The following is a 25,496-nucleotide window of genomic DNA, read 5'->3' as shown; positions in this document are numbered from 1 at the left end:
AACCCTGAACCACCGGCTGAACCACCTGGGCACCTCCCTCGTCAGACCACCGCAGAAGCCCGTTGAGGGATTGGAACGTGTTTTTTCGTCAAATTGTGCGCCATATTCACGAGGTCAGACCACCGCAGAAGCCCGTTGAGGGATTGGAACTGGCCGTTGATTATGACGAATCGCTTTCCCTGCAGATCGAGTCAGACCACCGCAGAAGCCCGTTGAGGGATTGGAACACATCGCATGGCCAAGACACAAGTTTCCTTCCTCTACGTCAGACCACCGCAGAAGCCCGTTGAGGGATTGGAACACATCGCATGGCCAAGACACAAGTTTCCTTCCTCTACGTCAGACCACCGCAGAAGCCCGTTGAGGGATTGGAACTACGATCAGTGCTGCAGATAGTGGAGGATCTGGGTCTCGTCAGACCACCGCAGAAGCCCGTTGAGGGATTGGAACCAGATTCGTACCCTCCCCCTCCCAGGAGAGAAGAAATCCCAGGTCAGACCACCGCAGAAGCCCGTTGAGGGATTGGAACCTGCTCTCCATTGCCCAGGAAGGGCGCAAGTATGGGTCAGACCACCGCAGAAGCCCGTTGAGGGATTGGAACATCGGTCAAGCACAAAACGCCGCACAGCCGATGTCGCTGGTCAGACCACCGCAGAAGCCCGTTGAGGGATTGGAACCTTCGGGATAGAGCAGCTTGACGAAATCAGGCTGCGTCAGACCACCGCAGAAGCCCGTTGAGGGATTGGAACCTTTGTGCAGCCTCATCATGACCAGCGCCCGCATTATCGTCAGACCACCGCAGAAGCCCGTTGAGGGATTGGAACTGCCGCCGGGTACCATCATATTCGGCAACCCGAATATCGTCAGACCACCGCAGAAGCCCGTTGAGGGATTGGAACTTCGGCAAAAATTCAAGAACGCCTTGAGCACCCGAGCGTCAGACCACCGCAGAAGCCCGTTGAGGGATTGGAACCGAGTGGATTCTCCTGGGGGTGACTCCTTTGCTGCAAGGTCAGACCACCGCAGAAGCCCGTTGAGGGATTGGAACTTCCGAGGTCGCCAGCAATCTCATCGAAGATCTGGTGTCAGACCAGCGCAGAAGCCCGTTGAGGGATTGGAACGCGCGGATGGCACGCGCCACACGCGGCTCCAGTGGGTCAGACCAGCGCAGAAGCCCGTTGAGGGATTGGAACCACCTTAGCGAGCAGCGACTCACCAAACCGGCTCACGGTCAGACCAGCGCAGAAGCCCGTTGAGGGATTGGAACAATTTCGGCCTGCCCCTGCAGCCGAGCAGTGGACCAACGTCAGACCAGCGCAGAAGCCCGTTGAGGGATTGGAACATCGTCTGGAAGGAGAGGGGAGCATTTGTCTCCTCCCGGGTCAGACCAGCGCAGAAGCCCGTTGAGGGATTGGAACTACTACGTAGAAAGTCAGGTAGAGATTGCATTACGGTCAGACCAGCGCAGAAGCCCGTTGAGGGATTGGAACGCTGAGAGAGGCGATGAAGCGGTGGAGCGTGCTGGAAGAAGGGGAGAGAACTGTCGACTAAACTGTCACATGGGAGAGAAAAAAGAGCGAGGCCGCTTCTCAAGCGGCCTCGGAGTGGTGGAGATGGGGGAGAGTTGAACTCCCCGTCCAGGCAACCCTGTTAAAGGATATCCTACAGGCTTAGTCGGTGTATTGCTATGCGCAGAGGACTCCCACCGACAGGATTCCTCAGCGCTGGCCCTCTGGTCTTAGATGCCGGTTAGAGGGCGATCACCAGCACCGCAGCCCGTGTCGTCGGCGCCCACATCTGACCCCACAGGCGAAAGTCAGAGGGACGACGCTCGCCTAATTAAGCGGCGAGAGCGTAGGAGTAATTTGCCTTGTTGGCAGTTATTTTTTCGCCGGTTGTTTAACGAGAGAGCACACCGGCACCTCGGCCTGCAATCCTTTCAACAGCTTGTCTGTCGAAACCCGTCATCCCCATAGTATGGTCGATTGCGTAGGGTAGTGGCAACCCAACCAACCCTGATCGCCATCGCCAGACAGCTCTGGCCAGTGCAAGCAATCAAAGGCAGGATCGGATAAGCTGCCATCCTCTTGTGGCCTTCTTATCTTACCACACCATATAACATCCAGCAAGGGGAGAATTATTTCAGGCGCTCCAAAAAACGTTGGAGATGGACAATAAAACGCTCGTGGATGCCTTCCCCGATTTTCTTCTCCTCGTCATAAGCCTCGACCCTAAACACCAAGCGCCGACCATCCACCTCGACCAGCTCGGCAGTAGCATGCACCCGCTGGCCGATCGGTGTCGCCGCCAGATGCCGCACATCGACGCGCGTTCCCACCGAAACATACCCCTCCTCAAGAAAATCAGCCACCGCCTGCCAGGCTGCATTCTCCATCAAGGCGATCATCATCGGCGTTGCAAAGACCTCGACACCTCCTGCCCCAACAGCGGCAGCCGTGTTCTCATGAACAACCGTCGTGCTCGCCTCACCTTTCAGCCCTGGTTGTAAGCTCATAACTCTCCCATCCCTTTCTTGTAGTCTTTAATGAGAGGCACCAGTGCACACGACCCCCTCCCTGTGGCTGGTGCCTCTCATCGATGTTTGTCCGCTTGCTGCCTTTGCCTTATCCAGCAGGCCGCCCACAGTTCTTCTCGCACACTAGTTGGAAACGACTGCCCTCCCTGGAGCAGCTCCGGTCCCGGCCTGGCCTATTGACAGGCTCTGCGCCTGCCGGGCCTGGATCTCCCGCGCACGAGCACGCAGCTCAAGCGCTCGACTGACCTGGCGCGTCTGCTGCAGAAGCAAGGCATAGTTTTCCAGAAAACGTGCGTACGTTGGATGATTCTTTCCGAAGACCCGTTCGCCAATCTCCAACGCCCGCTTGAAGAGCGCCCGCGCCGGACCGTACTTGTGCAAAGCTGTATAGAGAGTTGCCAGATTATTGAGATTGATCGCTAAGGCTGGATGGTCAGCCCCCAGCATTCTCTCGCGAATCTGCAGCGCGCTCTGATAGAGTGGCTCCGCCCGCTCATACTCACCGCGATCATGGTAGAGCATCGCCAGATTTTCCAGGCAACTCGCGGTATAGGGATGCTCATCGCCGACCAGCTGCCGATAGATCACCAGTGCTCGCTGATAGAGCAGCTCGGCCTGCCCATAACGCCCAGTCTCGCGATAGAGCAAAGCTAGATTATTCAAAGTCGTCGCCAGATCTAACTGCTCGGCTAGCGGCAGACCTTCCTGAATCGTCAGCGCCTGAAGATAGCACTGCTCGGCCTGCTCGTGGTGCCTCTGGGCATGATAGAGACTGCCCAGAGCACTCAGCGTCTGCGCCACTGCTAGGTGCTCGCTCCCCAGCAGGTGCCGGCGCATCCGTAGCGCCTGTTGATAGAGCCACTCGGCCTGCTCATAGCGCTCCTGAACCCGGTAAAGTGTTGCCAACTCGTGGTAGAGGGTGGCGAGCAGAGGATGCTCAGGTGCCAGCTCTTGCCGCCAGCTCTCCAACACTTGGAGGAAAAGCGATTCGGCCCGCTCGAAATCACGCCGATCCCGGTAGAGCAGGGCCAGCCGATAGAGAGCACGAGTCAATCCCTGGTGGTCGTTCCCTGCCTGCCGCTCTTCAATAGCGACTACTCGCCAATACAGCGCTTCAGCCTCGGGAGATCGTCCCTGCTCCTCGTAGAAAAGCCCAAGGTTGTAGAGGCTGGCACTCAACTCAGGATGTTCTGGCCCAAGCTGCTGCTCACGGATGAGCAAGGCCCGACGTAAGAGCGGCTCTGCCTCGCGGTAGGCTACACAACGCTGCAGGTAATAGCCGGTCTGCTCTAGGAGACGCGCAGCGTCAGGACTGACCAGCTGCCACTCTTCAACCCAGCGAGCACAGGTAAGCAAGTGCGGCAGATAGGCCCGACAGAGAGCTGTAGGGGTAGCTGTCTCGCTCTGACAGGCGCTCTCTACTAGGCGAATAGTCTGCTCCGCCCACAGTAGACGCGATTCTCGACTCAGACGCTGACGGACAAAGGCGCTGACCAGGCGATGAAGAACCAGCGACCCTCGGCTGTAGTCGACCAGAGCAAAACGACGTAACTCATGGATCAGTCTGAGCAGATCGAAATGCTCCAGGAGCAACTGACCCAGACTCTCCCCTAATTCACTGCCGCCGCTCACCAACAGCTCAAGGGGAAGATGATCGGGCTGCAGGAAGGAGCAGAGACGCAATAACTCGGCGGCACTTGGACTGATGCGTTCGGCCCGTGAGAGACTGATATGCAACACGGTTGCCAGCGGCGCAAAGAGACTGTCGACCTGATGAGTGGCCGACCAGATGCTCCGCTGAAGCTCAACGCTGGCCTGCTTGTAGAGGTTCAGATAACTGCTGAGGCTACATTGCTCTGTCTCGATATAAGCTCCCGCCAGAGCAAGGGCCAGAGGATAGGCCCGGAGCACAGCAACCACCTCATCGGCCCGGCTAGCCTCTGCTGGAGGAGCCTGCTCCAGCGTTGCCTCCACCGGCAGCGAGCCAGCAGCACGCAACAAGAGAAGAGCAGCTTCCTCCGCTGTCAGCGCAGGGAGCGTCACTTGCATAGCCTTGGGCAGGGCTAGTGGCTGACGAGCCAGCAGAATCTGATGACCACGGGCTCCCACGGGCAACAAATCGCGGATCGTCTCACCATCCGCCACATTATCCAGAATGAGCAGCCAGCCTGGCCGCTTTTCTAGCCAACGACGCACCGCCAGGGCGACCAGATATTGATTAGGAAGCACTCGCTCCGGCAGCTCGAGCGCCTCAGCGATACGTGCCAACTCATGAATGAGTAGCTGGCGGCTGGCAGCATTGACCCAGAGCACAGCCTCATACTCGTGGCCGTACCGATAAGCATATTCAAGAGCCAACTGCGTCTTCCCGCTGCCGGCTGGTCCGCTCACCACTTGTGCTGGAGTAACCGCGCTGGCCTTGTTGCTAATAGGCATGTCGTGCAGATAGGCTAACAACGAGGAGCGACCAGTGAAGAGCGGGTTCCGTCGATAGGGTACCAGCCAGAGTGAGGGCGAAGACGAGGAAGAGGCCGCTGTCGCTGGCTCAACTGGCGGGGTCGGTGGTGGAGGTAGCGGAATAGCCGCAGTAGAGGTGGCGCTCGCGCTCGCAGCAGCAGCGAGCCAGGTCCCTAACTCCGCAATCACCTGCTGCCAGGCCGCTTCACGATCCTCCCAGGCGCTAATGGCCACGCCATTAGTCGGCAGAACCGCTAAATCGGCCAGTGGCGTGTCCTCTCGCTCAGTTGGCCGCACGAGCACGGGAATCACCCGTGCCAGGCCAGCGTTATGACGTTGGAGAGCCACTTTCAGCTCTGCACTGTAGCAGTAGGCAGAGTGCACAAAGTCGGGGCTTACTAACAGGAGAATGAGCTGCGCTCGTTCCAGGGCAGAACTGATCTCACCGCTTCCTTGCCAGGAAAGACCCTGGCCCGTAGCACGCTCCTCCCAATCAGCAATGAGACCTTGCCAGCGGAGTTGATAGAGATGATTGATAAGTTCGTTACGCGCGGCTTCGTCTTTGAAGGTGTAGGCCAGGAAGACCTTCACTGCCATGTTCTGGCTCCTTGCGTATGAGTGAGACAAGGGCAGTTCCTTGCCCTACCGCCGGGAAGCACAAGGTTCTTCGCTGTCTGGCGAACGGATCGAAAGGATGAACGCCCCCTCGAGCGAAACACGAAGGTAACGTGCATCTTGTACAGTGGCTACACATCTAGTATACACTCAGTGAGAGCGAGGTCGCAATAAATGAGGCGAGGAATCCGACATGTTCCATGCTCGCTATCGGCTTCAGGGCTGATACAGCCCATCTGCTTCGCAAGAGAAATTTATTTAAACAGAGTGTAACACTTTATATGGAGTGCTGTATGGTAAGTGCAGTTCAACGTATTGCACATCGTGGTGGGGCGCAGCTGGCGCCCGAGAACACCCTGGCGGCCTTCCGACAGGCCTTAGTCTTGCCTGTGGATGCCATTGAGTTGGATGTGCAGATGAGTCGTGATGGCCATCTTATCGTCTTCCATGATGCCACAGTCGAGCGGCTCACTGATGGTCGAGGAAACATTCTTGATCTAGACTTTGCCTATCTACGCAGTCTCAACGCTGCGGCCCACTTTCCTGGTGGCTGGCCGGAGCCGCAACCTATTCCCACCCTGCGCGAGGTCCTTGACCTTGTCAAAGGACAACGACGCGTCTGGATTGAAATCAAGCCGAGCCAGCGTGGAAGCGTCTATGGACGCTACCCGGGCATTGCCGAAGCGGTCGTCGAAGAGCTACGGCATGCGGACATGGTCGACCAGGCCGTAGTCATCTCCTTTGACTGGTATCTCTTGCCAGAAGTGAAGCGACGAGAGCCGAAGCTAGAGACGGGGGCAGTCCTCTCCGAAGACATCTGGGACCCCCAGGCCGGGCAGGCCCTCGATACCCTGGTAGAGCAGGTCCGTGAGTTAGGCTGTAGCTGGTTGGATGTGGATCAGACCCTTTTCCTATCGCAACTGCCTGTCCTGGTCCATGGTTGCGGCCTCAAACTTGGCGTCTGGACAGTGAACAGTCTCGAACGTCTGCGGGAGCTGGCGGCGAGCGGTGTTGATGCTTTGACCAGTGATCGGCCCACTCTCTTCTCTGCTTTATCGTAATCGTAGCCCCACGCCATGCATGAGTTGTCGGGCACGGCGCGCGGCTATGTGCCCTCCAGGGGGAGGCGTGTCCTTTCTTAACAGCCATTCGTTCTAGATCCCTAGAATGGGATGGTTTCCCCACACGTAAAGGTACCATCGGCTACTGTCAAGGAAGGACAGTATGCTATAATAGGCCGGCGCACGGAGAGCAGGCATCAGCCTAAACTCAGGGTTTTGTGGAGTCCCAAGAGTATGCAGCAGATGGAAATGTCATCGCTAGCTATTCCCCAACGAGCGGATACCGCCGTCACTGCCACTGCTGACAAGGAGAAGAGGCAGGACGTGGGGATCTCGGTCGTGATCCCGGTCATGAACGAGCAGGAGAATATTCGACCCCTCTTCGAGAGACTGATCGCCCAGCTTGAAGATCTCGGTCAGTCTTATGAGGTGATCTTTGTCGATGATGGCAGTACCGATAATACCTTTGCCGAGGTGAAGGCTCTGCACGATGAGCATCCCGGTATCGTGCGTGTCATTCGCTTCCGCAAGAATTTCGGCAAAACGCCAGCGCTGGTGGCGGGTTTTAGCCGCTGTCGGGGAAAGATTGTCTTTACGATGGATGGCGATCTCCAGGACGACCCTGCCGAGATCCCGCGCTTCCTGGAGAAGCTTGAGGAGGGCTATGATCTGGTCTCCGGTTGGAAGTACCCGCGCCTCGATCCTATTACTAAAACCTTCCCCTCGCGCGTCTTCAATGCCCTGGTCAGAACGCTGACTGGTGTCCCGCTGCACGATATCAATAATGGCTTTAAGGCCTATCGGCGCGAGGTTATCGATGATGCCTATCTCAAGCTCTATGGCGAGTTCCACCGCTTTGTCCCAGTCATGGCCCAGTGGCGCGGCTACCGCGTGACCGAGATCAAAGTTCGCCATCACCCCCGTCGCTTCGGAGTCTCGAAGTTTGGGGCCCGACGCTTCGCGCGCGGGTTGATCGATCTGCTCAATGTGCTCTTCCTGACCACCTTTCTGCGTACGCCTTTGCGCTTCTTTGGCCCCTTTGGTTTCTGGACATTCCTGCTCGGGCTGCTGATCGATGCCTGGGTGGTGATTCGGAGCCGCCTGATCGAGAATCAGCCTATTCATACGCAGCCAATGCTCTTTGTTGGCATTCTGCTCATGATCTTCGGGGTCCAGTTCGTTCTGGTGGGCCTGCAGAGCGAGATGATCCGCCATTATGCCTTCCAACCAGGGGAGGAGTATAGTATTAAGCAGGAAATCGATGTCCAATGAGCAGAGCGGTCCTTATACGCTGGGTCAAGGTCCTAGTGCGCTTCGCTCTGCCAGCGTTGGTGCTGGTCTTCTTCGCTATCCAGGTGAAGAATAACTGGAGCGCCCTGGCCTCCCATCGCTTTGAGTGGAATCCGGTCCTGCTGGGCCTGGCCTTTCTGGGCTTTGTGCTGCAGGAACTGTCTTTCGGGCTGATCTGGAAAAATGTCCTGGCTCGCCTCGGCTACCACTTGCCCCTGGGCGCCAGCCTGCGCATCTATCTGGGTTCCGAGTTTGTACGCTATATCCCCGGCAACGTCTGGCATGTGCTGACACGTATTCTCTGGGTCGGTAAGTATGGCGTGCCGCGTTCACTGGCCTTCACCAGCATGGTGGTTGAGCTGGTGACGAAGCTGGCTACCGCCGCTTTCATCTTCGCGCTCAGCCTACTTTTCTGGCGCGATGTCCATGCGCTAGGCTCAACCCAGGGCCTCTTCTTTCTAACCTTCAGCGCCGTCGCTATGCTGGCGGTGTTGATCGGACTGCATCCGCGTATTCTCGGGGGTCTGCTCAATCTGGCTCTACGTCTACTCAGACGAGAGCCGGTGACGCTGGCTCTGCGCTATCGTGATATTTTGTTGGTCTCCTTCTTCTGGTGCCTGAGCTGGTTGATCGCCGGCCTGGCTTTTTATGGGCTGGTACTGGCCTTGTGGCCGACGACCCCTCTGGGGGCCCTGCCGATCTGCATCGGCATATACGCGCTCGGTTGGGATATCGGCTTCATCTCGTTTATCACGCCTAGTGGCTTAGGCTTCCGCGAGGGGGCCATTGCTCTGCTTTTCGCTTTCTCGCTGCCCGCTTTGCCTGCAGCCCTCGGCTATGTAATAGCCCTGCTCTCGCGCCTGGTCTCAACGCTGGCCGAGCTACTCTGCGTCAGCGTGGCTTATCTCAGCGGCCTGCGCCAGATACGCCAGATTCGCGCTGAGCAGGCGGCAGAGCAGGCGGAGAGACAAGGGGCAAAACCATCTGACGAGCACCTGGCTGCCCCAAAGGATGAGACAATATCTCCGCCTTTGACAGCTACAATCGGTTATGAAGAGCAGAAAGAGCGAGAGGCTCAGATCCCACAGGCTGCAGTCTCTGAGGAGACGGTCGCTTCCCATGATGGGAGGAGGGGATATGAAAACTAGCTCTGCCCTGCGTAAGTGGCTGGCTGTCTGCTGGAATCGTCTCTATCTCTATCCTCCACCTGAGCCGCTGCCGCGTCGACGCTCCTTCTGGGTAGCGATGGCTTTGGTGGCTGGGGCGACTCTCCTCTTTTCTGCCTTCTTCATCTGGTATTTGACGACCCGTCAGGATGCTTTCCAGACCAACGCCGAAGATCTGGGGATTATGGATCAGGCGGTCTGGTCGATTTTGCATAGCGGGATTCCTCACCAAACGATTTGCAATATTGTCAGTGATACAAATTGCTATAGCAGCAACGGGATTAGTCGCTTCGCCATCCACTTTGAGCCAATCCTCTTTCCTGTAGCTCTGTTCTATCTGCTCTGGGCGACACCGAAGACGCTGCTCGTGCTGCAGACACTGGTGGTGGCGACCGGCGCCTTCCCCGCTTTTTGGCTGGCGCGTCTGCGCTTGCGCAACGAATGGATTGCTGTCGGTTTTGCTCTGCTCTATCTGTTGCACCCTCTCCAGAATCTGGCCTTGCTCAATGACTTCCATGCCGTCACCTTCACCTCTGCCCTGCTGCTGTTTGTGCTCTATTTTATGTATACACAGCAGACGGTATGGACCTTCGTTTTCGCCGTCCTGGCGATGGCCTGTAAGGAGGAGATTCCTGTCCTGGTGGCCCTCTTCGGCCTGTGGTCGCTCCCCTTCCAGCGGCGCTGGCGCTCTGGCCTTGGTCTGGTGCTGCTGGCCCTCGCCTGGATCGGGCTGGAGCTGGTGATTACGCGCCTCTCCGGGGGACCGTTGTTGGCCTCGCGCTACGCTCATCTCGGCAATGGGCCACTCGATATAGCGAAGAATATCTTGCTCCACCCGCTCACTATTCTGAAACAATATGTCTTCGAGCCACAGCATTTCTTCTATTTGCGTCAGGTGCTCAGCCCCACTGGCTATTTGCCGCTGCTGGCCCCCTGGGTATTGGTGCTGGCTGTGCCGACGCTAGCGCTCAATTTGCTCAGCTCGAAGCCCGATATGTATAGTGGTCTCTATCACTACAATGCCGAGATTGTCCCCGTGCTGATCTTCGCGAGCATCGAGGCGGTAGTGGTTATTGGCTGGGCAGCTCAGTGGCTGCTGCGCTGGGGGCGTGCCCTCTGGAAGGGAGCGACGGCTGCCTGGGAGAGCTGGCGCTCGCGGCTGCCCACGCGTGGAACGCTGGCAGGTCTGTCACGCTTGCCTGGTTCTCTCAGCTGGGGCCAGCTCATCGTGCTGACGTTGCTCATGATCTATTTGCTTGTCTCGGTGACGCGGGCCGACGATGCTCATGGGACGATGCCCTTCTCGCCAGGTTTCAAATGGCCGGTGATCGATGCCCACACCCAGCTCGCTGAGCGCTTCATTCAGATGATCCCGCCCTCGGCCTCCGTCTCGGCCCAGTCGGCTCTGGTCCCCCATATCAGCCATCGGCAGCGCATCTACCTCTTCCCCTATGCGGATCAGCAGGCCGATTATATCTTTCTTGATGTGACGAGCGATATGTATCCGCTCTTCCTGAACAGCTATAGTGCTGAGGTCAAAAAGGTTCTCTTCAGTGGGCAATACGGTATCGTGGCCGCTCAGGATGGCTATCTACTACTAAAACGCGGTCTCCCAGCTCCGGGCATCTCGCCCGTCTCCCCAGTGCAGAGCGGGCCAGAGGCTCTACCCGCTCTGCCCACTGCTTTCTGCTCCTTCCAGTGGGTTACGGAGCAGCAGGTAGAGCACCCGATCACGGCAACCTTCAGGAAGAGTGACAGCGCTCAGCCTTTGGTTGATGTGGTTGGCTACAGTACGCCGACACCAGCGACAATCGATGGCGGAACCTATCTGCAGTTCACATTCTACCTGCGAGCCAGAAGCACCTCGCTGCCCGCGCTCAATCCCCTGGTCTTGCTCAGAGATAGCGCTGGTCATGAGCACCTGTTGTCGCAGGATTTCCCTGGCTTCGCTTTTTGCCCGACAACGACCTGGCGGCCTGGCCAGATCTACATGCTGAAGACTCTGGCTTTCAGCCTGGGTTCTGTCCACGTCGCTCCCGGGCTAGCCCATATTTCTATTGCGCTTGTACCTGTGAGCCGTGCGGGCAGTACAATGATGGATGTGCAGGCCAGGCTGCCTGTGCAGCTGCAAAGTGCATCCGGGGCAGTGAGGGCGATACCGGATGCACGGGAGCTACAGTTGACGAGCGTGTTTGTTCGCTAACTTCAGAGGCGCCGCTGAGTGCGCGTAGAAAGGGTTTGTGGCATGGGAGTTTTGCTTGGTCAACTCCCGCTAGCAGAGCTGGGACGCTTAAAAGCTGAGCTGGCGGAGACCTTGATCGCTAACTTCTGCTACCCGCGATTTTACGATTATCGAACCGAGTCTTTGCGCATGCGCCCGGTCGATAGCGCGAAGCGCAAAGAGGTCTGGCTCTATTTGAGCGCGGTCGATTTCACGGCCTGGAACCGCGTGGACGTGATGTCGCCGGAGCTGCAGACCTATATTGAGCGCCTCTTTATCCATTTCGTCCAGCGCAATCGGGCGTTTTTTGGTAATCAGGGGCGGAAGCGCATGGCCGATGTGCGTATGCTAATTACGACCTCTGCTCAGGCAGTGGCCGAAGGGCTTCGCGCCCATCTGGCCAGTCCCCAGAAGAAACGGTCGACCTTTGGCAGCCCCCGGCCAGTCCCTTCTTGGGCCACGACCCACGCCACTCCTCTTCCCGAGTTGGGTTGGGAGCAGATTAGTCAATCAACGCTCTTATTGCAGCAACAGCTGCAGGAGCTGCGCGGAGAGGCGGGCAGCTATGAAGGCCGCCAGGTCGGCGCCAGCTTGCCCCCAGGCCCAGGGAGACCGGCTATACCTCTGCCGGCGACTCCCACTGCCTCGGGTGCATTGGCCCCTGGCCGCGCGCCAGCCCCAGCTGAGGAGCGCTCGTCCGCTGCTGCCGCCGCCGCGCCTGTTTCGGCACCACCGACGCGGCGTGTTCCTCCTATTCCCTCGCGCGCGCTGCCTGGCTCCCCTTCCGCTCCTGCGGCAGCAGGCCCCCAGGCCGCGCCCGTGCGTCGTCCTTCCGGAAAGCTTCCTCAACCTGGGCCTGCCCCTCAGCCGGCAGAGACCTCGTCAGCCCAGGCTGCTGCCTCGTCAACCGCTCCGGTGCCGGTCCAGCCTCGCTCACCCGCAGGCTCTCAGGCCGGCGGACGCGCCCCCGCTCCCACTCCAGCGGAAGGAACGCCGCTGCCGGCCAATGAGGATGTGACCATCTTTGAAGAGATGCGCCAGCAGCTGGTGCTCTGGCTGCGCCTGGAGGCAGTGCGCTTGGGTTTGGATATTTCTGGACAAAGTCCTTCTCAGTTGATCGAACTGCTGCGGCGCCAGGATGGCTTTGAACAGACGCGCCTGCAGGTTATTTCTAGCTTGCTGAATTTGATCACTCAAGTGCTTAAGAATGGCAAGGCCAGCCCGATGGATTATAAGCAGGGCCTGATGTTCTTCCTCATGCATACACGCCAATTGCGCCCCTGATATCTCTGCTGCCCGTGCATTGCCTCTGGAGTCCTGTCCCCTCTCTAGAGGCAATGCATCCTTTTGCTTGAAGCTCTATTTATGCTAGGGGGTACCTTTTTACTTGTTTTAAGGGAAAATGCCCCTTCTTCTGAAAACAGGGCCTCCATAAAAATTTCGTTAAGAATCTTCCCTACAGGAATATTTATGTTTTTTACACCTTCCCGCTCCCGTGAGGCTATGGTATAACACGTATAGTAATACGGGGATTTTTATGGCCTGGAGATACATCTTTTTGAGCGCGTACGCGCTCTGCTAACTGGCAAGAGGAACGAACGCTTCCTGAAATGGAGGCGGGTGGCTCTTGTTAGGAGGGACCCTGGAGGGAGTGTTATGCCTCATGGCTAAAGGTCGTGACAAGACTGCTGATAGCCTTCTACCTGTGTTGGAATTCTTCCGGACGAGGCAGCAGACTGGGCTGCTGAGTGTGGAGCGCCTGCGCAATGGACAGCTGGAGGAGGGGGAGATCTATTTGCGCGCTGGCCGTCCCGTCTATGCCGCTGCCGGTCAACTCGCCGGCCAGGATGCGCTCAATCTCCTGCTGACCTGGAGCCCTATCCGCTTCGCCTTCTTCCCGGATGCTCCTTATCCAATGCGCTCCGATAGCTCTTCTCTGCCCGCAGCGCGCCTCACTCCTTTGCTACCCGGGGTGGCGCGCAACGAGAGCGATCCTCAGCTCCCTCTGGCGCCGGAGAAGGTCAACGACGATGCGGCTGGCTATATTGGTATATCTACATACGGTAGCAGCTATAAGCCTGGCCTCGAATGGCTGGTGCCGCGGCGCCTGAGCAACGATCTGAGCGTCTTATCGCTGCTGAGTCGGCGACAGCGCTCGATCTATCTGCTTGTCGATGGGCGGCGCACGGTTGCTGATCTTGCCCGTTGTACCAAGAAGAGCGTGCAAGAGATTGAACGCATCCTTATCGAGCTTCAAGAGCAAGGTCTGGTGGCTATCTGAGCCAGCGGAGAGCGAGCGGGCCAGCTCATCTGAGACAAGGCTGGGCTGCAGCTGCCTTGTCTGGGCGCTGGCCAGCGACTGCCTGATCCGCCCGCCAGTTCACTGCTTGGCGAGGCGGTCAGGTCCGGTCAGGCTGCCGTGGTCATCATCGGTAGTAGTTCGCTCAGCTGTTGCAGCCAGTTGGAACCCAACAGGCGGCGTGGAATGCGGATAACCCCTTGCTGGACGCGAGCCTCGTTACGGAAGCGATGATAGAGGGCCACGCGGTTCGGAATCACCGAACGTCTGACGGTAACCACCAGCTCATTGTTTTTGAGCGAGATGGCCTCAATGCCCTGGTGGGCTGCCTCGATCTTGAGCCGGATGAGCGTGAGCAAGTTCTGTACCGGGGGCGGGGGTGCCCCAAAGCGGTCGGTCAACTCGGCAGCGATGGCCTCCACCTGCTCATGAGTGGTGAGATTGGCCAGGCGCTGGTAGAAATTGACCTTCAGGGTGCGGTCCCCAATATACTCATCTGGCAAATAGGCGTCCAGTGGCAGGTCAATGGTGACCCCGGGCATGCTCGTCTCCTCTTTCTGGCCCTGCAGCTCCTGCACCGCCTCGGCCAGCAACTTGCAATAGAGATCGAAGCCCACTGAGTTCATGAAGCCCGACTGTTCTGCCCCAAGCAGATTGCCTGCGCCGCGCAGCTCCAGGTCCTTCATGGCGATGCGAAAGCCGGCTCCCAGTTCCGTGGCTTCAAAGATGGCGCGTAGCCGCTTCTCCTGCAGCGGCGTCAGACGGGCCTCCTTATTGTAGAGGAAGTAGGCATAGGCCTGCTGAGCTGAGCGGCCTACGCGACCCCGCAGCTGATAGAGCTGTGCCAGCCCGAAGTGAGCGGCGTTGTTGACAATGATGGTGTTCGCATTGGGAATATCCAGCCCATTTTCGATGATGGTGGTGGAGACCAGCACGTCGTACTCGCCGTTGGCGAAGCCCAGCATGATCCGCTCCAGCTGCTCCTCGTTCATCTGCCCATGAGCTACGGCGATACGAGCTTCGGGTACAAGCTGCTGCAGCTTTTGCGCCAGCATTTGAATACCAGCGACGCGATTATGCACGAAGAAGACCTGGCCTCCGCGGTCAAGCTCGCGCAGGATGACCTCGCGGATCAGCCCTTCGTCATATTCCCGAATGGCTGTTCGAATCGGCAGGCGTTCCTGGGGTGGCGTCTCGATGACGCTCATATCGCGCAGGTTGACCAGGGCCATGTGCAGTGTGCGAGGAATCGGCGTGGCCGTCATGGTCAACACATCGACCTCGGTGCGTAGCTGCTTGAGCCGCTCCTTGTGCATGACCCCAAAGCGCTGCTCCTCGTCAATGATGAGCAGCCCGAGCTGGAAGAAGACAACGTCCTTCTGCAGCAAGCGGTGAGTGCCGATGATGATGTCGATCTTCCCCAGGGCGAGGTCTTCCAGAATCCGCTTCTGCTCCTTCTCGGAGCGGAAACGGCTTAGTAGCTCGACACGCACAGGATAGGGCTTGAGCCGCTCTTTGAAGGTATTGTAGTGCTGGAGGGCGAGAACGGTAGTGGGAACAAGAACCGCCACCTGGCGCTGATCCAGCACGGCCTTGAAGGCGGCGCGCAGAGCAACCTCGGTCTTACCATAACCTACATCGCCGCACACCAGGCGATCCATCGGCCTGGGGCGCTCCATATCGGCCTTAACTTCTTCAATAGCGCGCGCCTGGTCAAGCGTCTCCTCGTAAGGGAAGGCATCCTCCAGCTCTTTCAACCACGGCTGTTCGGAGTCGGGTGGGAAGGCATGGCCCTCGGTGGTCTCGCGCAGACTGTAGAGACGCAGCAGCTCGCGTGCAACGTCCTGGACGCTCTCTTTGACCCGCGCTTTGGCCCGCGTCCATTCGGTGCTGCCTAGCTTACTGAGAGCCGGCACGGCCTCTCCCATACCAATGTAGCGCGTCACACGGTCAAGCTGGTCCGTTGGGATGTAGAGCTTGTCGTTGCCGGCGTAGCGGATGAGCAGATACTCGCGCTCGACGCCGGTCAGGTTCATTCTGACCAGGCCTTCGAAGCGCCCGATGCCATGCTCCTGGTGGACGACGTAGTCGCCGGGATTCAGCTCGCTCAAGAAAGAGGCCGGCGTGACTGGTCGGCGTCGCTGGGCCGGGCGGCGCTTGGACCAGCCAAAGACCTCCGCGTCAGAGTAGACGTTGAGGCCCAAAGCACGCGACTGCCAACCCTCTGCCAGATGTCCCTGGATGAGGGTGAGGCTGCCCTCGGCGGGCGGCTCTTTGATGCTGCTGCCGGGGCTGACATGAATCGGCCCCTCTTCTTCGGTGCTGGCCTCGTCGGCAAAAACCTCAGCGAGGCGACGTGCCTGGGCTGTGACGATCACAACGCGCTCGCGCCTGGCCAGCGCTTTACGGCAGTCGTGGACGAAGGCCCGGATGCGTCCGCCGTAGGAGTTCGCGCTGCTGCAAGTCGGCAACAGCGACTCTTGACCGGGCGCAGATGCGCCATCGGGATCGTGCTCCCCTGTGGCGGCAAGGATGCCAGCGAAATGGAGCTGACGGCGCTGCTGCAGACGTGGACTCAGCTCCTCCCAGGAGAAGTGCGCCGGTCGCAGGTGGGCCGGGTTCTCGCGCTCCGCTTCCAGGCGCGCCTTCATCTCCTGTGCCTGAGCATCGAGGTCGCGAATACGATTCTGAATATGCTCAGGCTCGTTGAGGATGATAAGGGCATCCTTGGGAAGGTAATCGAGCAGCGTCACCGGCTCGTGTAAGTAGGGCAGATAGAAAGCGATGTCCTCGAAAGAACGGCTCTGGCGCAGCAGTTCCAGGTCACGGCGCCAGCGTTCCTCAGCGTCGCGATGGAGGATGCGCAGATCGAGCTTCTCTAGCTCACGGGCCGCCTGTGCTCCGCGCGTTGGCAGGGCCTCACGCGCTGGCCCAATCAGACAGCTCATGAGCGGATTGAGCGAGCGCTGGGTCTCCGGGTCGAAGGTTCGCAGCGACTCGACTTGATCGCCAAAGAACTCGACACGTACCGGTCGGCTCAGCGTGGGAGGAAAAAGGTCAACAATACCCCCTCGATGACTGAATTGACCCGGTTCCTCGACCTCGGCTACTGGCTCGTAGCCCAGATTGTAGAGGTGCTCCAGCAACAGCGAGAGGTCCAGTTCCTCGCCCTGCTGCAGCTCATAGAGCGTGCGATCCAGCTCATGAGGCGGCATCAGAGGCTGCGTCAAAGCCCTCGCCGCGCAGACGAGCAACAGTTGCGGCTCACGTCGCAGCAGGCCGATGAGGGCTTGCATGCGCTTCTGAAGCGTCTCGGCGTCGCTCAGTAGACGCTCGTATGGGAGGGCGGTGCGCCCCGGAAAATAGAGGACCTGGCTACCCTCCGGGGCGAACATGGCCAGGCTCTCTGCCATCTGCCGCGCCCCTTCTTCCTCGTCTGTGACGATAAGCAGCGGCTGCTCGTATGCTGTCGCCAGAGCAGCGATAACGAAAGGACGAGCCGGTTCTGTAATTGCGTCAAGAACCGGCAGCCCTTCTGCAGCGCGCAGCCTTCTGAGTAGTCGTTTGAAATCGGTTCTCTGGGTGAGCAGTGATAATAAACCTTGGAGTGTCAATCTTGCCTCACAACACCAGCTAAGATTTCTTGATGTGACTGGTTTCTTCTGCTATGCTGTTATACTATTGCTGTGCTCTATCAGATTTGTTTGTTTGCTGGCTGGCTGAGGGCTTAGCTCAGCGGGTGCGGCATACAGAGGTGTCCCGCTCCTCTGGCACTGACTGGCCCGACAAGGGGAGCAGGCCCATGCGGCGATCCTCAGTCTAGCACAGCAGGCCTGTCCTGTCGAGAGAGCAGGTCTTCCCATCAGAGTTAGCTGTGTGGGCAGAGAAGCATTGCTACCCCACTGAGCCTGTGCCTGTGATCCCTCGCGGCCTGACGGCTGCCAGTCAGCCGGCCTCTTCCATACAGTCCCAGCAGACACGGCATACCAACCCGGGCCGAGGTCTGGCTCTGCAATGAGGATTGATCGCTCTTGTCTTTCTTATAGTTTATCTTATCATAAGCAGGCTCAGCTTGGCAAAAAGGAGCGGAGGCGCTTACTAAGCCTTGGGTGCCTCTGGTTGGCGGCTACGCACGCGGGCATAGGCCCGTCCAATGGCGGCACGCAGGCGTTGGGCCGAAGCTTGCAGCGCCTCATCGCTATCGCGACCAAAGCCACCGGAGCGGGGGGTCCCTCCGATTTCCAGGATAGCAGGGCCAGCAAAGCCGCGTGCGAGCAGCTCTTCGCAGTAGCCCTCAATATCCAGAGTTCCCAGACCCAAAGGCAGATGATAATTCAACTGTGGTAATGGCGTATCCGAGACATGGATCAGGATCATCCGCGGAGTCAGAGCCAGGTAGTCGGGTAGGGCTTCAGGAAGGGTATGATTGATGTCCCAGACAAAGCCCAGCTCGGGCACTTGCTCCAGCAACCAGGCGCAACGATCCGGTCTGGCGAAGGGAGCAGCCGCAGGCTCGTTGTGCTCGATTCCCAGCAAGAAAGGTGGAGTCTGGGAGGTAGCCAGGGCCAGGGCCTCCTGGAGAGCGGGGGCCAGACGTTCTTCCAGAGCCTGGAGGGCATCGGGGCTGGAGGGCGAGGCCGTCAGATGAAAATGGACGCGACTACAGGGTAAACGGCGGATCGCTGGGAGATTGGCCGCCAGTACTGTGGCCAAGGTTGCCCCGCTTGGCGTGGTTCCTGCTGCAGTCAGCGGGAGAGTGATCTCCAAAACGCAGGCCAGGCCAGACCCCTGTAGGGCCGCCGCGACCGTCTCAAAGGAATCTCCCAGCGTCTGCTCGCTAAGTCCTGTTTCTGAACCACGGAGCTGCAGCCACTGGAAGCCACAGGAGCGAGCAAAGGCGATCTCCTCGCGCAGTGGACGCCAGTGGCTGGGGAAAAGGCGGGCTACCATGCCGATCTGCATCGGAGGACGGCGGGTTTGTTGGCGCTGACGTTGTTCCTCTGCGCGGCGCCGGGCCTCTGGATCACTGTTCACCATGCTCATGGCGGTCTCCAGGCCGCGCGTGAGCACCAGCTCGATAGCTGCCACGGCCTCGTCTTCCGCCCGTTCCAGCTGGCTGCGCTCTGCGGCAGGAGGAACCCCCAGCACATAATCGATCACACTCATCCGTGGGTGGGTCGGGCGTCCAATGCCAACGCGCAGGCGGGGGAACTGATCACTATGCAAATGGTGAACGATGCTCTCCAGGCCATTGTGACCACCAGTGCTGCCGCGAGCGCGCAGGCGCAAACGCCCGACAGGGAGATCGAGATCATCGCAGACGACCAGGATATCCTGGGGAGAAAGCCGATACCAGCGGGCGAGCGCACCCACGGCCTCGCCGCTGAGATTCATATAGGTCAGGGGCTTCACCAGCACGACCTTCTCTCCCCCAAACGAGCCGCTAGCCAACAAGGCCCGATTGCGCTCTTCGCTCCAGCGCCAACCCAGCTTCTGAGCCAGCTTCTCAACGACACGGAAGCCGACGTTGTGACGCGTCGGCGCATATTGAGGGCCAGGGTTGCCCAGTCCAACAATCAACTTCATTTATTGCTAATTCAGAGACCTGTTATCTATTTTTAGGAAGAAAGAGACGAAAAAAGATCTATAGCCGAGCTAACGACCGTAGGCCAGACGTATAGCCAGATACTGGGGCAGGCCGGCCTTAATGATTTTCTCCTGTGTCTTCTTAATATCGTAGGACACGCGGTAGAACTCAAAGCCGGCTTCTGTATCATAGATCATGAAAGCGGCGCGTGGATCACCATCGCGTGGCTGTCCCACTCCGCCGGGATTAATAATCGCCCGATAGCCGGCGGGCGGGTCCCAATGGCCTTCTGGCGGAGTCAGCATTTCGTTGGTGACCTTGATCATGCTCTGGCTGAGGCCAAGCAAAGCCAGCAATTCCTCGATCTCACTGTTGAGGCGATCCTCGGCGCTGAGAATCTCCTCCTCGGAAGTCCGTGCTTCGATCGCCTCAAGCGCTGCCACGATATCGGCGTACTCACCTTCCTGCTCTGGCTCGTTGGGCTCGGTCCTGGGCATCTGTTCGTCGGCAGAGGCCTGCTCGACATTGGCAGCTTCTCTGGTTGTCGCTGGGGCAACCGTCTTTGTCACTGCTCCTTGCAGCCCCTCAGCGGCCTCCTCCGTCGGTTCAGGGCGCTCGCCTTCGCCCAGACTGGCAGAAGCGGACTGCTCTGAGCCTGAATCATCTATGCTGCTCTCATCAGCCTCGGCGGCAGTCGCAGCAAAAGCCGTTTCCTGCACGCGTTCCCCAGAAGTGCCGGAGCTGCCGGCCTTGTTAACGCCCATCGGCTGCTGGAAGATCACTGGAATATGGGTATGGCCCACAAAGCAAAAGCGGCTGCTAAAATACTGGAAGCTGCGCTCAGCCAGCACCTCGGAGGTCAGGTACTCCCAGAGGGGACCGTACGGACTCCCGTGCACGAGTGTCACGTCGCCGATATCAAGGCGCTCGGGGAGGTTCGCCAAAAACTCACGGTGCTCTTCCGTCAGCTGCTGAGCAGTCCACTCGGCGGAGATGCGCGCAGCGGCGCTAAAGTCGTCAAGATCGATCTTGTTGACCGCCGCCCAGTCGTGGTTGCCCGCGATGATCACATCAGTACGCTCGCGCAGCAAAGAGATACAGGCATTGGGGTCGGGGCCATAGCCAACCAGGTCCCCCAGGAACCAGATCTGATCGATGGGTTTCTCTTTAGAGATCTCATCGATCTTGGCGAGCACTGCTTCCAGTGCTTCCAGGTTCGCGTGTATATCGCTGAAAACGGCGTAACGCATTGCTGTCCTTTGTGCCAAAGGTTAGTGCGAGCATGGTCAGGTCGTAAAGCTTATTCTATCATGTTTACGTCCACCTGACCAGTACGTCTTGCCGGCAAGATGGGCCAGAATCCGGCATCGTATAGCGGACCTAGCAGAAGCTACCAGATGCGAGCAAGATCTGCCGCGGCCAGCCTCGTCGTGCATCCTCTAAGCTAGATAGGGGGTGGTGCCGAGGGACCGGGAGGCGCGACGGGCAGCGAGAAACCCCAGTCGAGCAGACGGCGCGCGTCCTGAAAGCGAGCTTCAGGGCTAGGGGTATCGAGCACAACGCCGATCAAGTGATGGCCGTTGCGCGTAGCCGAAAAGACCAGGCAGTAGCCAGCCTCTCCCGTGAAACCCGTCTTGATGCCTGTCGCCCCTGAATAGGTGCTCAGCAACTCGTTCGTCGAGGTCCAGACATGGGCCGCATGAGTAGCGGTTGCTGGCACAGAATAGACGCGCGTTCCCACAATCTGGGCAAACAGTGGGATGCTCATAGCATAGCGAGCCAGGCGCACCAGGTCAAAGGCTGTGGTGTAGTGGTCTGGTGCTGGCAGCCCATCTGGGTTGGCGTAATGTGTCTGGAACAAGTGTAGTCGCAGAGCAAAAAGATTCATGAGAGCTACGAACTTCGCCGTCGAACCAGACAGGCCATCGGCAATCGCAATGGCTGCGTCATCGCCCGAAGGTAGAAGCAGCGCGTAGAGCAGGTCGCGCAGCGTCAACTGTTCTCCCACCTGTAAGCCTGCGTTGCTCCCATCATTATCGCGAGCCTCGTTTACTGCGTCGGCGCCGACCGTAATCTCCTGATCGAGGTTGCCGATCTGCAAAGCGATGACCGCCGTCATAATCTTCGTTGTGCTGGCCATTGGGCGCGGCACCTCACCGTTGATATCGGCCAGAATGCGATCGCTATCGGCGTCCAGCAGCATAGCCTCGGCGGCGGTCAGCGAGGGGGGTGAGCCGCGAGGAGTCAACACGGGGGCCAGGGTTGGCCGTGGTGTTGGCGAGAGCGAAGACGGCCCTACAGTTGGGGTCTCCGTCATGCTGGTACCGCCTGCCAGCCCGGTCCCCCAAGGGGTAAAAACCAGCAAAGAGGCCCCGATAGCGATGAAGGCGGCCAAGGCCAGAAGCAGCGCGGCCAGCATACGGCTGACCAGCGGTGGCAAGCTTGGGAAAACAGAGCGGGGACGATGCTGCTGTTGTGGCAAGGACAGACTCTCCTTCCTCGGCTCCGTCCAGAGCAGGTAGAGGGATAGCCAGATGAGAGGCAGGCAGATAGTCACTTGCCCGACTTGTTCAGGCGAAGCAAGCTCTCTGGGCTGCTCTCTCCCTCTACACTACAGGGCCGGGCGCTGGGTATGATAGTCCGTTACACGCTGGAAAGCATCAGCCACGCGCAGAATCGTCGCCTCGGCAAAGGCATTGCCGAGAATCTGCAGTCCTACGGGCAGGCCCTCGCTGAAGCCACTGGGAATCGAAATGCCGCAGATCCCAGCCAGATTCGCCGGGATAGTGAAGACGTCGTTCAGGTACATCTGGTAGGGATCCGATAGCTTCTCCCCCAGCTTAAAAGCCACCGTTGGTGAGGCGGGGCTGACCAGCACGTCGCACTGCTCGAAAGCACGCTCGAAGTCCTGGGCAATGAGCGCCCGCACCTTCTGAGCCTGTTTATAGTAGGCATCGTAGTAGCCGGCGGAGAGCACATATGTTCCCAGCATGATACGGCGCTTGACCTCTGGCCCAAAGCCATATTGACGTGTCTTATCCAGAGCCTCCCACATATCGCTGGTGTCGCGATAGGAGTAGCCGTACTTTACGCCATCGTAGCGAGCCAGATTGGCGCTTGCCTCGGCAGGGGCGATGATATAGTAGGCGGCGACCCCATAGCGGGTATGGGGCAGTGAGACCTCGCGGATCTCGGCCCCCAGCTCGCGCAAACGATTGACCGCCTCCTGACCAACGCGCGCCACGCCTGGGTCCATACCAGGGGCTTCCCAGTACTCGACAGGGACACCGATACGGAGGCCGCGGATCTCGCCCGTTAGCTCCGCCGTATAGTCCGGTACAGGAGTGGCTGAGCAGGTGGAATCACGTGGATCGGGGCCGGCGATGGCCTGCAGTAGCAGAGCGGCATCGCGAGCTGTACGTGCGAAGGGGCCGATCTGGTCCAGTGAGGAAGCGAAGGCAACCAGGCCAAAGCGGGAGACGCGACCGTACGTTGGCTTCAATCCTACGACGTTGCAGAGCGCTGCTGGCTGACGAATCGAGCCGCCAGTGTCGCTGCCCAGCGCTCCCGGAGCCATGCCCGCTGCCACAGCAGCTGCCGAGCCACCGCTGCTGCCGCCGGGTGTGCGTTCCAGGTCCCAGGGGTTATGCGTGGGGAAAAAAGCCGAGTGCTCGGTCGAAGATCCCATCGCGAACTCGTCCATGTTGGTTTTCCCAAGCATCACCGCCCCGGCGGCCTGGAGGCGCTCCATGACCGTTGCATTAAAGGGAGGGCGGAAATGCTCCAGCATGCGCGAGCTGCAGGTTGTTGGGATATCCTTGGTGCAGATCACGTCCTTAATGGCCAGCGGGATGCCTGTGAGAGGGGTCACCTGCTCGCCACGCTGCAGGCGCTGGTCGGCCTCCTGGGCCTGTTGGAGCGCCAGGTCTGCTGTCACCAGAGTAAAGGCGCGGATGCGTCCATCGAGGGCCTCAATCCGCTCCAAAAAAGCGCGTGTCAGCTCAACAGAAGAAATCTGGCGCTGGCGCAGCAGCGTCGCCGCATCGCTCAGCGTTAGCTCATGCAAAGCGCTCATCGGCTAGGACTCCTCCAACACAGCGTTCACCTTCAGACATTGCTCCTCCTGGTCGGGGGCGTTGGCCAGAAGCACTTCCGGGGGATAGGAGGGACCAGGCTCATCCTCGCGCATCACGTTCGTGAGACGTGAGGCATGGGCCAGGGGAGAGACCCCGCTCACATCTGCCTCGCGCAGAATAGCCATATGCTCCAGAATGCTGGAGAGCTGTTGGCGAAAAAGCTCAACCTCCTCGTCGCTCAGGCCGAGCCGTGCCAGCTGGGCAATGTGGAGTACCGTTTCTCGATCGATCAAAACCCCGAGCCTCCTTCACTCTGACTAACCTGTTGATCGCTTTCGCCTTATCTTTTTATACAGTGGAAGCTCAAATGAGCCAGGATAGAGACGCTTGACGAATCAGAAGCTGCGACAAGCATCAAAAAGCGCTCTCTACAAGACAGTGCAGGGTGAAACTGCGCTGCCCAACGGAACAGCAGAGTAGCAAACAAGTGAGCTACCAGCGGATATGGAAGCCACTCAGTGGCTCACTGGGCTGGCGCCAGTCGACGCGGACCTCATGGACCTCAGCGGCGGAAGGACCACGGTGCAGCAGAGTCAGCAACCGTTCCAGAGCGGCGCGTGGCCCTTGCGCCAGCACCTCCACGCTGCCATCGGCCAGGTTGCGCACGTAGCCGCGCAGACCCAGGGCTGTGGCGTGATGCATGACAAACTGGCGGAAGCCAACCCCCTGGACATATCCCAGGACGCGGGCGTAGAGTTCTTGCCTCTCGTTGTCCTGTTGCATGGCTCTCATGATACCATACTCACCCTTGTGAGGATAGCCCTTTCTTTTAGGAACAGGACGGATAGCTTAGCTCGGACTGGCTGGAGGGCAGCGGCGAGCAAATGGGGACCTCCTCTCCTGATGCTCTCGCCTGCCTCCCCTCTCCTTCGTCTGAGAAAGGAGAGGGGGCCATTCCTTCAGCCAAAATTCAGCAATCTTTGCTAGACTGGCAGCAGATTGCGATCGTTGCTCCACTGTCAACGTTATTATAGAAGAAAAACGGAGGCAGACGCTGTAGCGATCACCAGTACTCAGCCCGCGCCATAGGAGAAGGGTAGGAGAGGCTGGCGTCCGGGGCAAACTGGTATCATCCGGGCGGGCAGTGTGGTACACTAAAGCAGGTTGAGCTGTTCCTGGATTCGGGCCTCCGCGACCTGATCGGAGAGTAGAGCATGCAGTCAGTACAGGATCTCGCTGCTGCTGTTCAGCGAGTGATTCGCAACGTTGAGAGCGTCATTGTTGGTAAAGCCGAAGCTGTCACCTTCACCCTGATTGCCGTCATCTGTCGGGGCCATGTCTTGATTGAAGATGTGCCCGGCGTGGGCAAAACGGTCCTGACCAAGTCCATTGCGCGCTCGATCGGCTGTAGCTTTAAGCGCATCCAGTTTACCCCTGATCTTCTGCCAAGCGATATCACCGGTGTCTCAATCTACAACCAGAAGACGGGCAATTTCGAGTTTCGCCCTGGGCCGATTATGGCGCAGATTGTGCTGGCCGACGAGGTGAACCGCGCAACACCCAAGACCCAGTCGGCTTTGCTGGAAGCGATGGAGGAGTCGCAGATCACCGTCGATGGCCGGAGCTATCCCTTGCCTGAGCCATTCATGGTCATGGCTACCCAGAACCCCATCGAATACGAAGGAACTTTCCCCTTGCCCGAAGCCCAGCTCGATCGCTTTATGATGAATATCAGCCTGGGCTATCCTTCCCCTGCCGATGAGATCAATATCCTCAATAGCCAGCAACACCATCATCCTCTTGAGGATCTGCAGCAGATCATGACGGCGGAGGAACTGCTAGAGATACAGAAGCAGATTCGAGCTATTCATGTTGACCAGTCTATTCGTGAGTACATTGTGGCCATCACCAACGCCACGCGCCATCATGGCAACATTTATCTCGGAGCCAGCCCGCGCGGCTCGCTAGCGCTCTTCCGCGCTGCGCAAGCGCTGGCGGCCATTCGCGGGCGTAGCTATGTGATCCCAGACGATGTCAAGATGATGGTCAAACCAACGCTGGCGCATCGAATCATCGTCACCCCAGCGGCCCGCGTGCGCTCGGTCACCTCCTCGGCCATTCTGGACGAGATTCTGCAGACGGTGCCGGTCCCGGGCGCCTGGGTCGGAGGAGGAAAGGCGCGCTGAGC

Annotated in this window: 16 protein-coding genes, 1 other RNA gene and 1 CRISPR repeat array (1 of these 18 cut by a window edge); of the genes, 7 read left to right on the top strand and 10 right to left on the bottom strand. The window is 58.8% G+C overall.

The window, feature by feature from the left end:
* Positions 1 to 1,490: a CRISPR direct-repeat array (repeat unit 37 nt; unit sequence GTCAGACCACCGCAGAAGCCCGTTGAGGGATTGGAAC); it reaches 335 nt to the left of the window's first position.
* Between the two features lie 115 nt (positions 1,491 to 1,605).
* The 3 genes from ssrA to fxsT form a co-directional block, all read right to left on the bottom strand.
* Positions 1,606 to 1,972: a transfer-messenger RNA gene (gene ssrA, locus KTAU_RS02480) on the bottom strand.
* 165 nt (positions 1,973 to 2,137) lie between these two features.
* Positions 2,138 to 2,515: a thioesterase family protein gene (locus tag KTAU_RS02475; protein WP_151726871.1), complete on the bottom strand. Its 378-nt coding sequence runs from the start codon at positions 2,513 to 2,515 to the stop codon at positions 2,138 to 2,140.
* Positions 2,516 to 2,659: 144 nt separating this feature from the next.
* On the bottom strand, positions 2,660 to 5,590 hold the full coding sequence (gene fxsT / locus KTAU_RS02470) for an FxSxx-COOH system tetratricopeptide repeat protein (RefSeq protein WP_151726870.1): 2,931 nt from the start codon (positions 5,588 to 5,590) through the stop codon (positions 2,660 to 2,662).
* 311 nt (positions 5,591 to 5,901) lie between these two features.
* On the opposite strand from fxsT, the gene KTAU_RS02465 reads away from it, so the two are divergent.
* The 6 genes from KTAU_RS02465 (at position 5,902) to KTAU_RS02440 (ending at position 13,627) form a co-directional block, all read left to right on the top strand.
* Positions 5,902 to 6,669, top strand: coding sequence for a glycerophosphodiester phosphodiesterase (locus tag KTAU_RS02465; protein WP_170293004.1), 768 nt, complete (start codon positions 5,902 to 5,904; stop codon positions 6,667 to 6,669).
* A 234-nt stretch (positions 6,670 to 6,903) separates the two neighbouring features.
* Complete coding sequence (locus KTAU_RS02460; RefSeq protein WP_151726868.1) at positions 6,904 to 7,941, top strand: glycosyltransferase family 2 protein; 1,038 nt, start codon at positions 6,904 to 6,906, stop codon at positions 7,939 to 7,941.
* The gene (locus KTAU_RS02455; RefSeq protein WP_151726867.1) at positions 7,938 to 9,107 is read left to right on the top strand and encodes a lysylphosphatidylglycerol synthase transmembrane domain-containing protein; all 1,170 of its coding nucleotides are present in this window, start codon (positions 7,938 to 7,940) and stop codon (positions 9,105 to 9,107) included. The genes KTAU_RS02460 and KTAU_RS02455 overlap by 4 nt, the downstream gene beginning before the upstream one ends.
* Positions 9,097 to 11,328, top strand: a complete 2,232-nt coding sequence (locus KTAU_RS02450; RefSeq protein ID WP_170293003.1) for a DUF2079 domain-containing protein — start codon at positions 9,097 to 9,099, stop codon at positions 11,326 to 11,328. Before KTAU_RS02455 ends, KTAU_RS02450 begins: the two co-directional genes overlap by 11 nt.
* A 42-nt stretch (positions 11,329 to 11,370) precedes the next feature.
* Positions 11,371 to 12,630 (top strand): hypothetical protein, encoded by a 1,260-nt coding sequence (locus tag KTAU_RS02445; RefSeq protein ID WP_151726865.1) that lies wholly within the window; start codon positions 11,371 to 11,373, stop codon positions 12,628 to 12,630.
* 379 nt (positions 12,631 to 13,009) lie between these two features.
* Complete coding sequence (locus KTAU_RS02440) at positions 13,010 to 13,627, top strand: DUF4388 domain-containing protein (protein WP_151726864.1); 618 nt, start codon at positions 13,010 to 13,012, stop codon at positions 13,625 to 13,627.
* 128 nt (positions 13,628 to 13,755) lie between these two features.
* On the opposite strand, the gene mfd is transcribed toward KTAU_RS02440, so the two are convergent.
* The 7 genes from mfd to KTAU_RS02405 all read right to left on the bottom strand — a co-directional run bounded on the left by mfd (position 13,756) and on the right by KTAU_RS02405 (position 24,100).
* Positions 13,756 to 17,058, bottom strand: a complete 3,303-nt coding sequence (mfd, locus tag KTAU_RS02435; protein WP_151726863.1) for a transcription-repair coupling factor — start codon at positions 17,056 to 17,058, stop codon at positions 13,756 to 13,758.
* Positions 17,059 to 17,743: 685 nt separating this feature from the next.
* Entirely contained in the window at positions 17,744 to 19,231 is a 1,488-nt protein-coding gene (pth, locus tag KTAU_RS02430) for an aminoacyl-tRNA hydrolase (RefSeq protein WP_151726862.1), read from the bottom strand.
* Between the two features lie 69 nt (positions 19,232 to 19,300).
* On the bottom strand, positions 19,301 to 20,482 hold the full coding sequence (locus tag KTAU_RS02425) for a metallophosphoesterase family protein (RefSeq protein WP_151726861.1): 1,182 nt from the start codon (positions 20,480 to 20,482) through the stop codon (positions 19,301 to 19,303).
* Between the two features lie 194 nt (positions 20,483 to 20,676).
* A complete protein-coding gene (locus tag KTAU_RS02420) occupies positions 20,677 to 21,714 on the bottom strand; it encodes a D-alanyl-D-alanine carboxypeptidase family protein (RefSeq protein ID WP_151726860.1) in 1,038 nt (345 codons plus the stop codon).
* A 129-nt stretch (positions 21,715 to 21,843) separates the two neighbouring features.
* The gene (gene gatA / locus KTAU_RS02415; RefSeq protein ID WP_151726859.1) at positions 21,844 to 23,307 is read right to left on the bottom strand and encodes an Asp-tRNA(Asn)/Glu-tRNA(Gln) amidotransferase subunit GatA; all 1,464 of its coding nucleotides are present in this window, start codon (positions 23,305 to 23,307) and stop codon (positions 21,844 to 21,846) included.
* 3 nt (positions 23,308 to 23,310) lie between these two features.
* Entirely contained in the window at positions 23,311 to 23,601 is a 291-nt protein-coding gene (gene gatC, locus KTAU_RS02410; RefSeq protein ID WP_151726858.1) for an Asp-tRNA(Asn)/Glu-tRNA(Gln) amidotransferase subunit GatC, read from the bottom strand.
* 199 nt (positions 23,602 to 23,800) lie between these two features.
* Entirely contained in the window at positions 23,801 to 24,100 is a 300-nt protein-coding gene (locus KTAU_RS02405) for an acylphosphatase (RefSeq protein ID WP_228026284.1), read from the bottom strand.
* Between the two features lie 422 nt (positions 24,101 to 24,522).
* On the opposite strand from KTAU_RS02405, the gene KTAU_RS02400 reads away from it, so the two are divergent.
* Complete coding sequence (locus KTAU_RS02400) at positions 24,523 to 25,494, top strand: AAA family ATPase (protein WP_151726857.1); 972 nt, start codon at positions 24,523 to 24,525, stop codon at positions 25,492 to 25,494.
* Positions 25,495 to 25,496: the final 2 nt, after the last annotated feature.

It is taken from the genome of Thermogemmatispora aurantia (genome assembly GCF_008974285.1).
Taxonomy (GTDB): Bacteria; Chloroflexota; Ktedonobacteria; order Ktedonobacterales; family Ktedonobacteraceae; genus Thermogemmatispora; species Thermogemmatispora aurantia.
The sequence above is the reverse complement of the archived record's forward strand: the minus strand, read 5'-3'. Positions and strand labels throughout refer to the sequence as shown.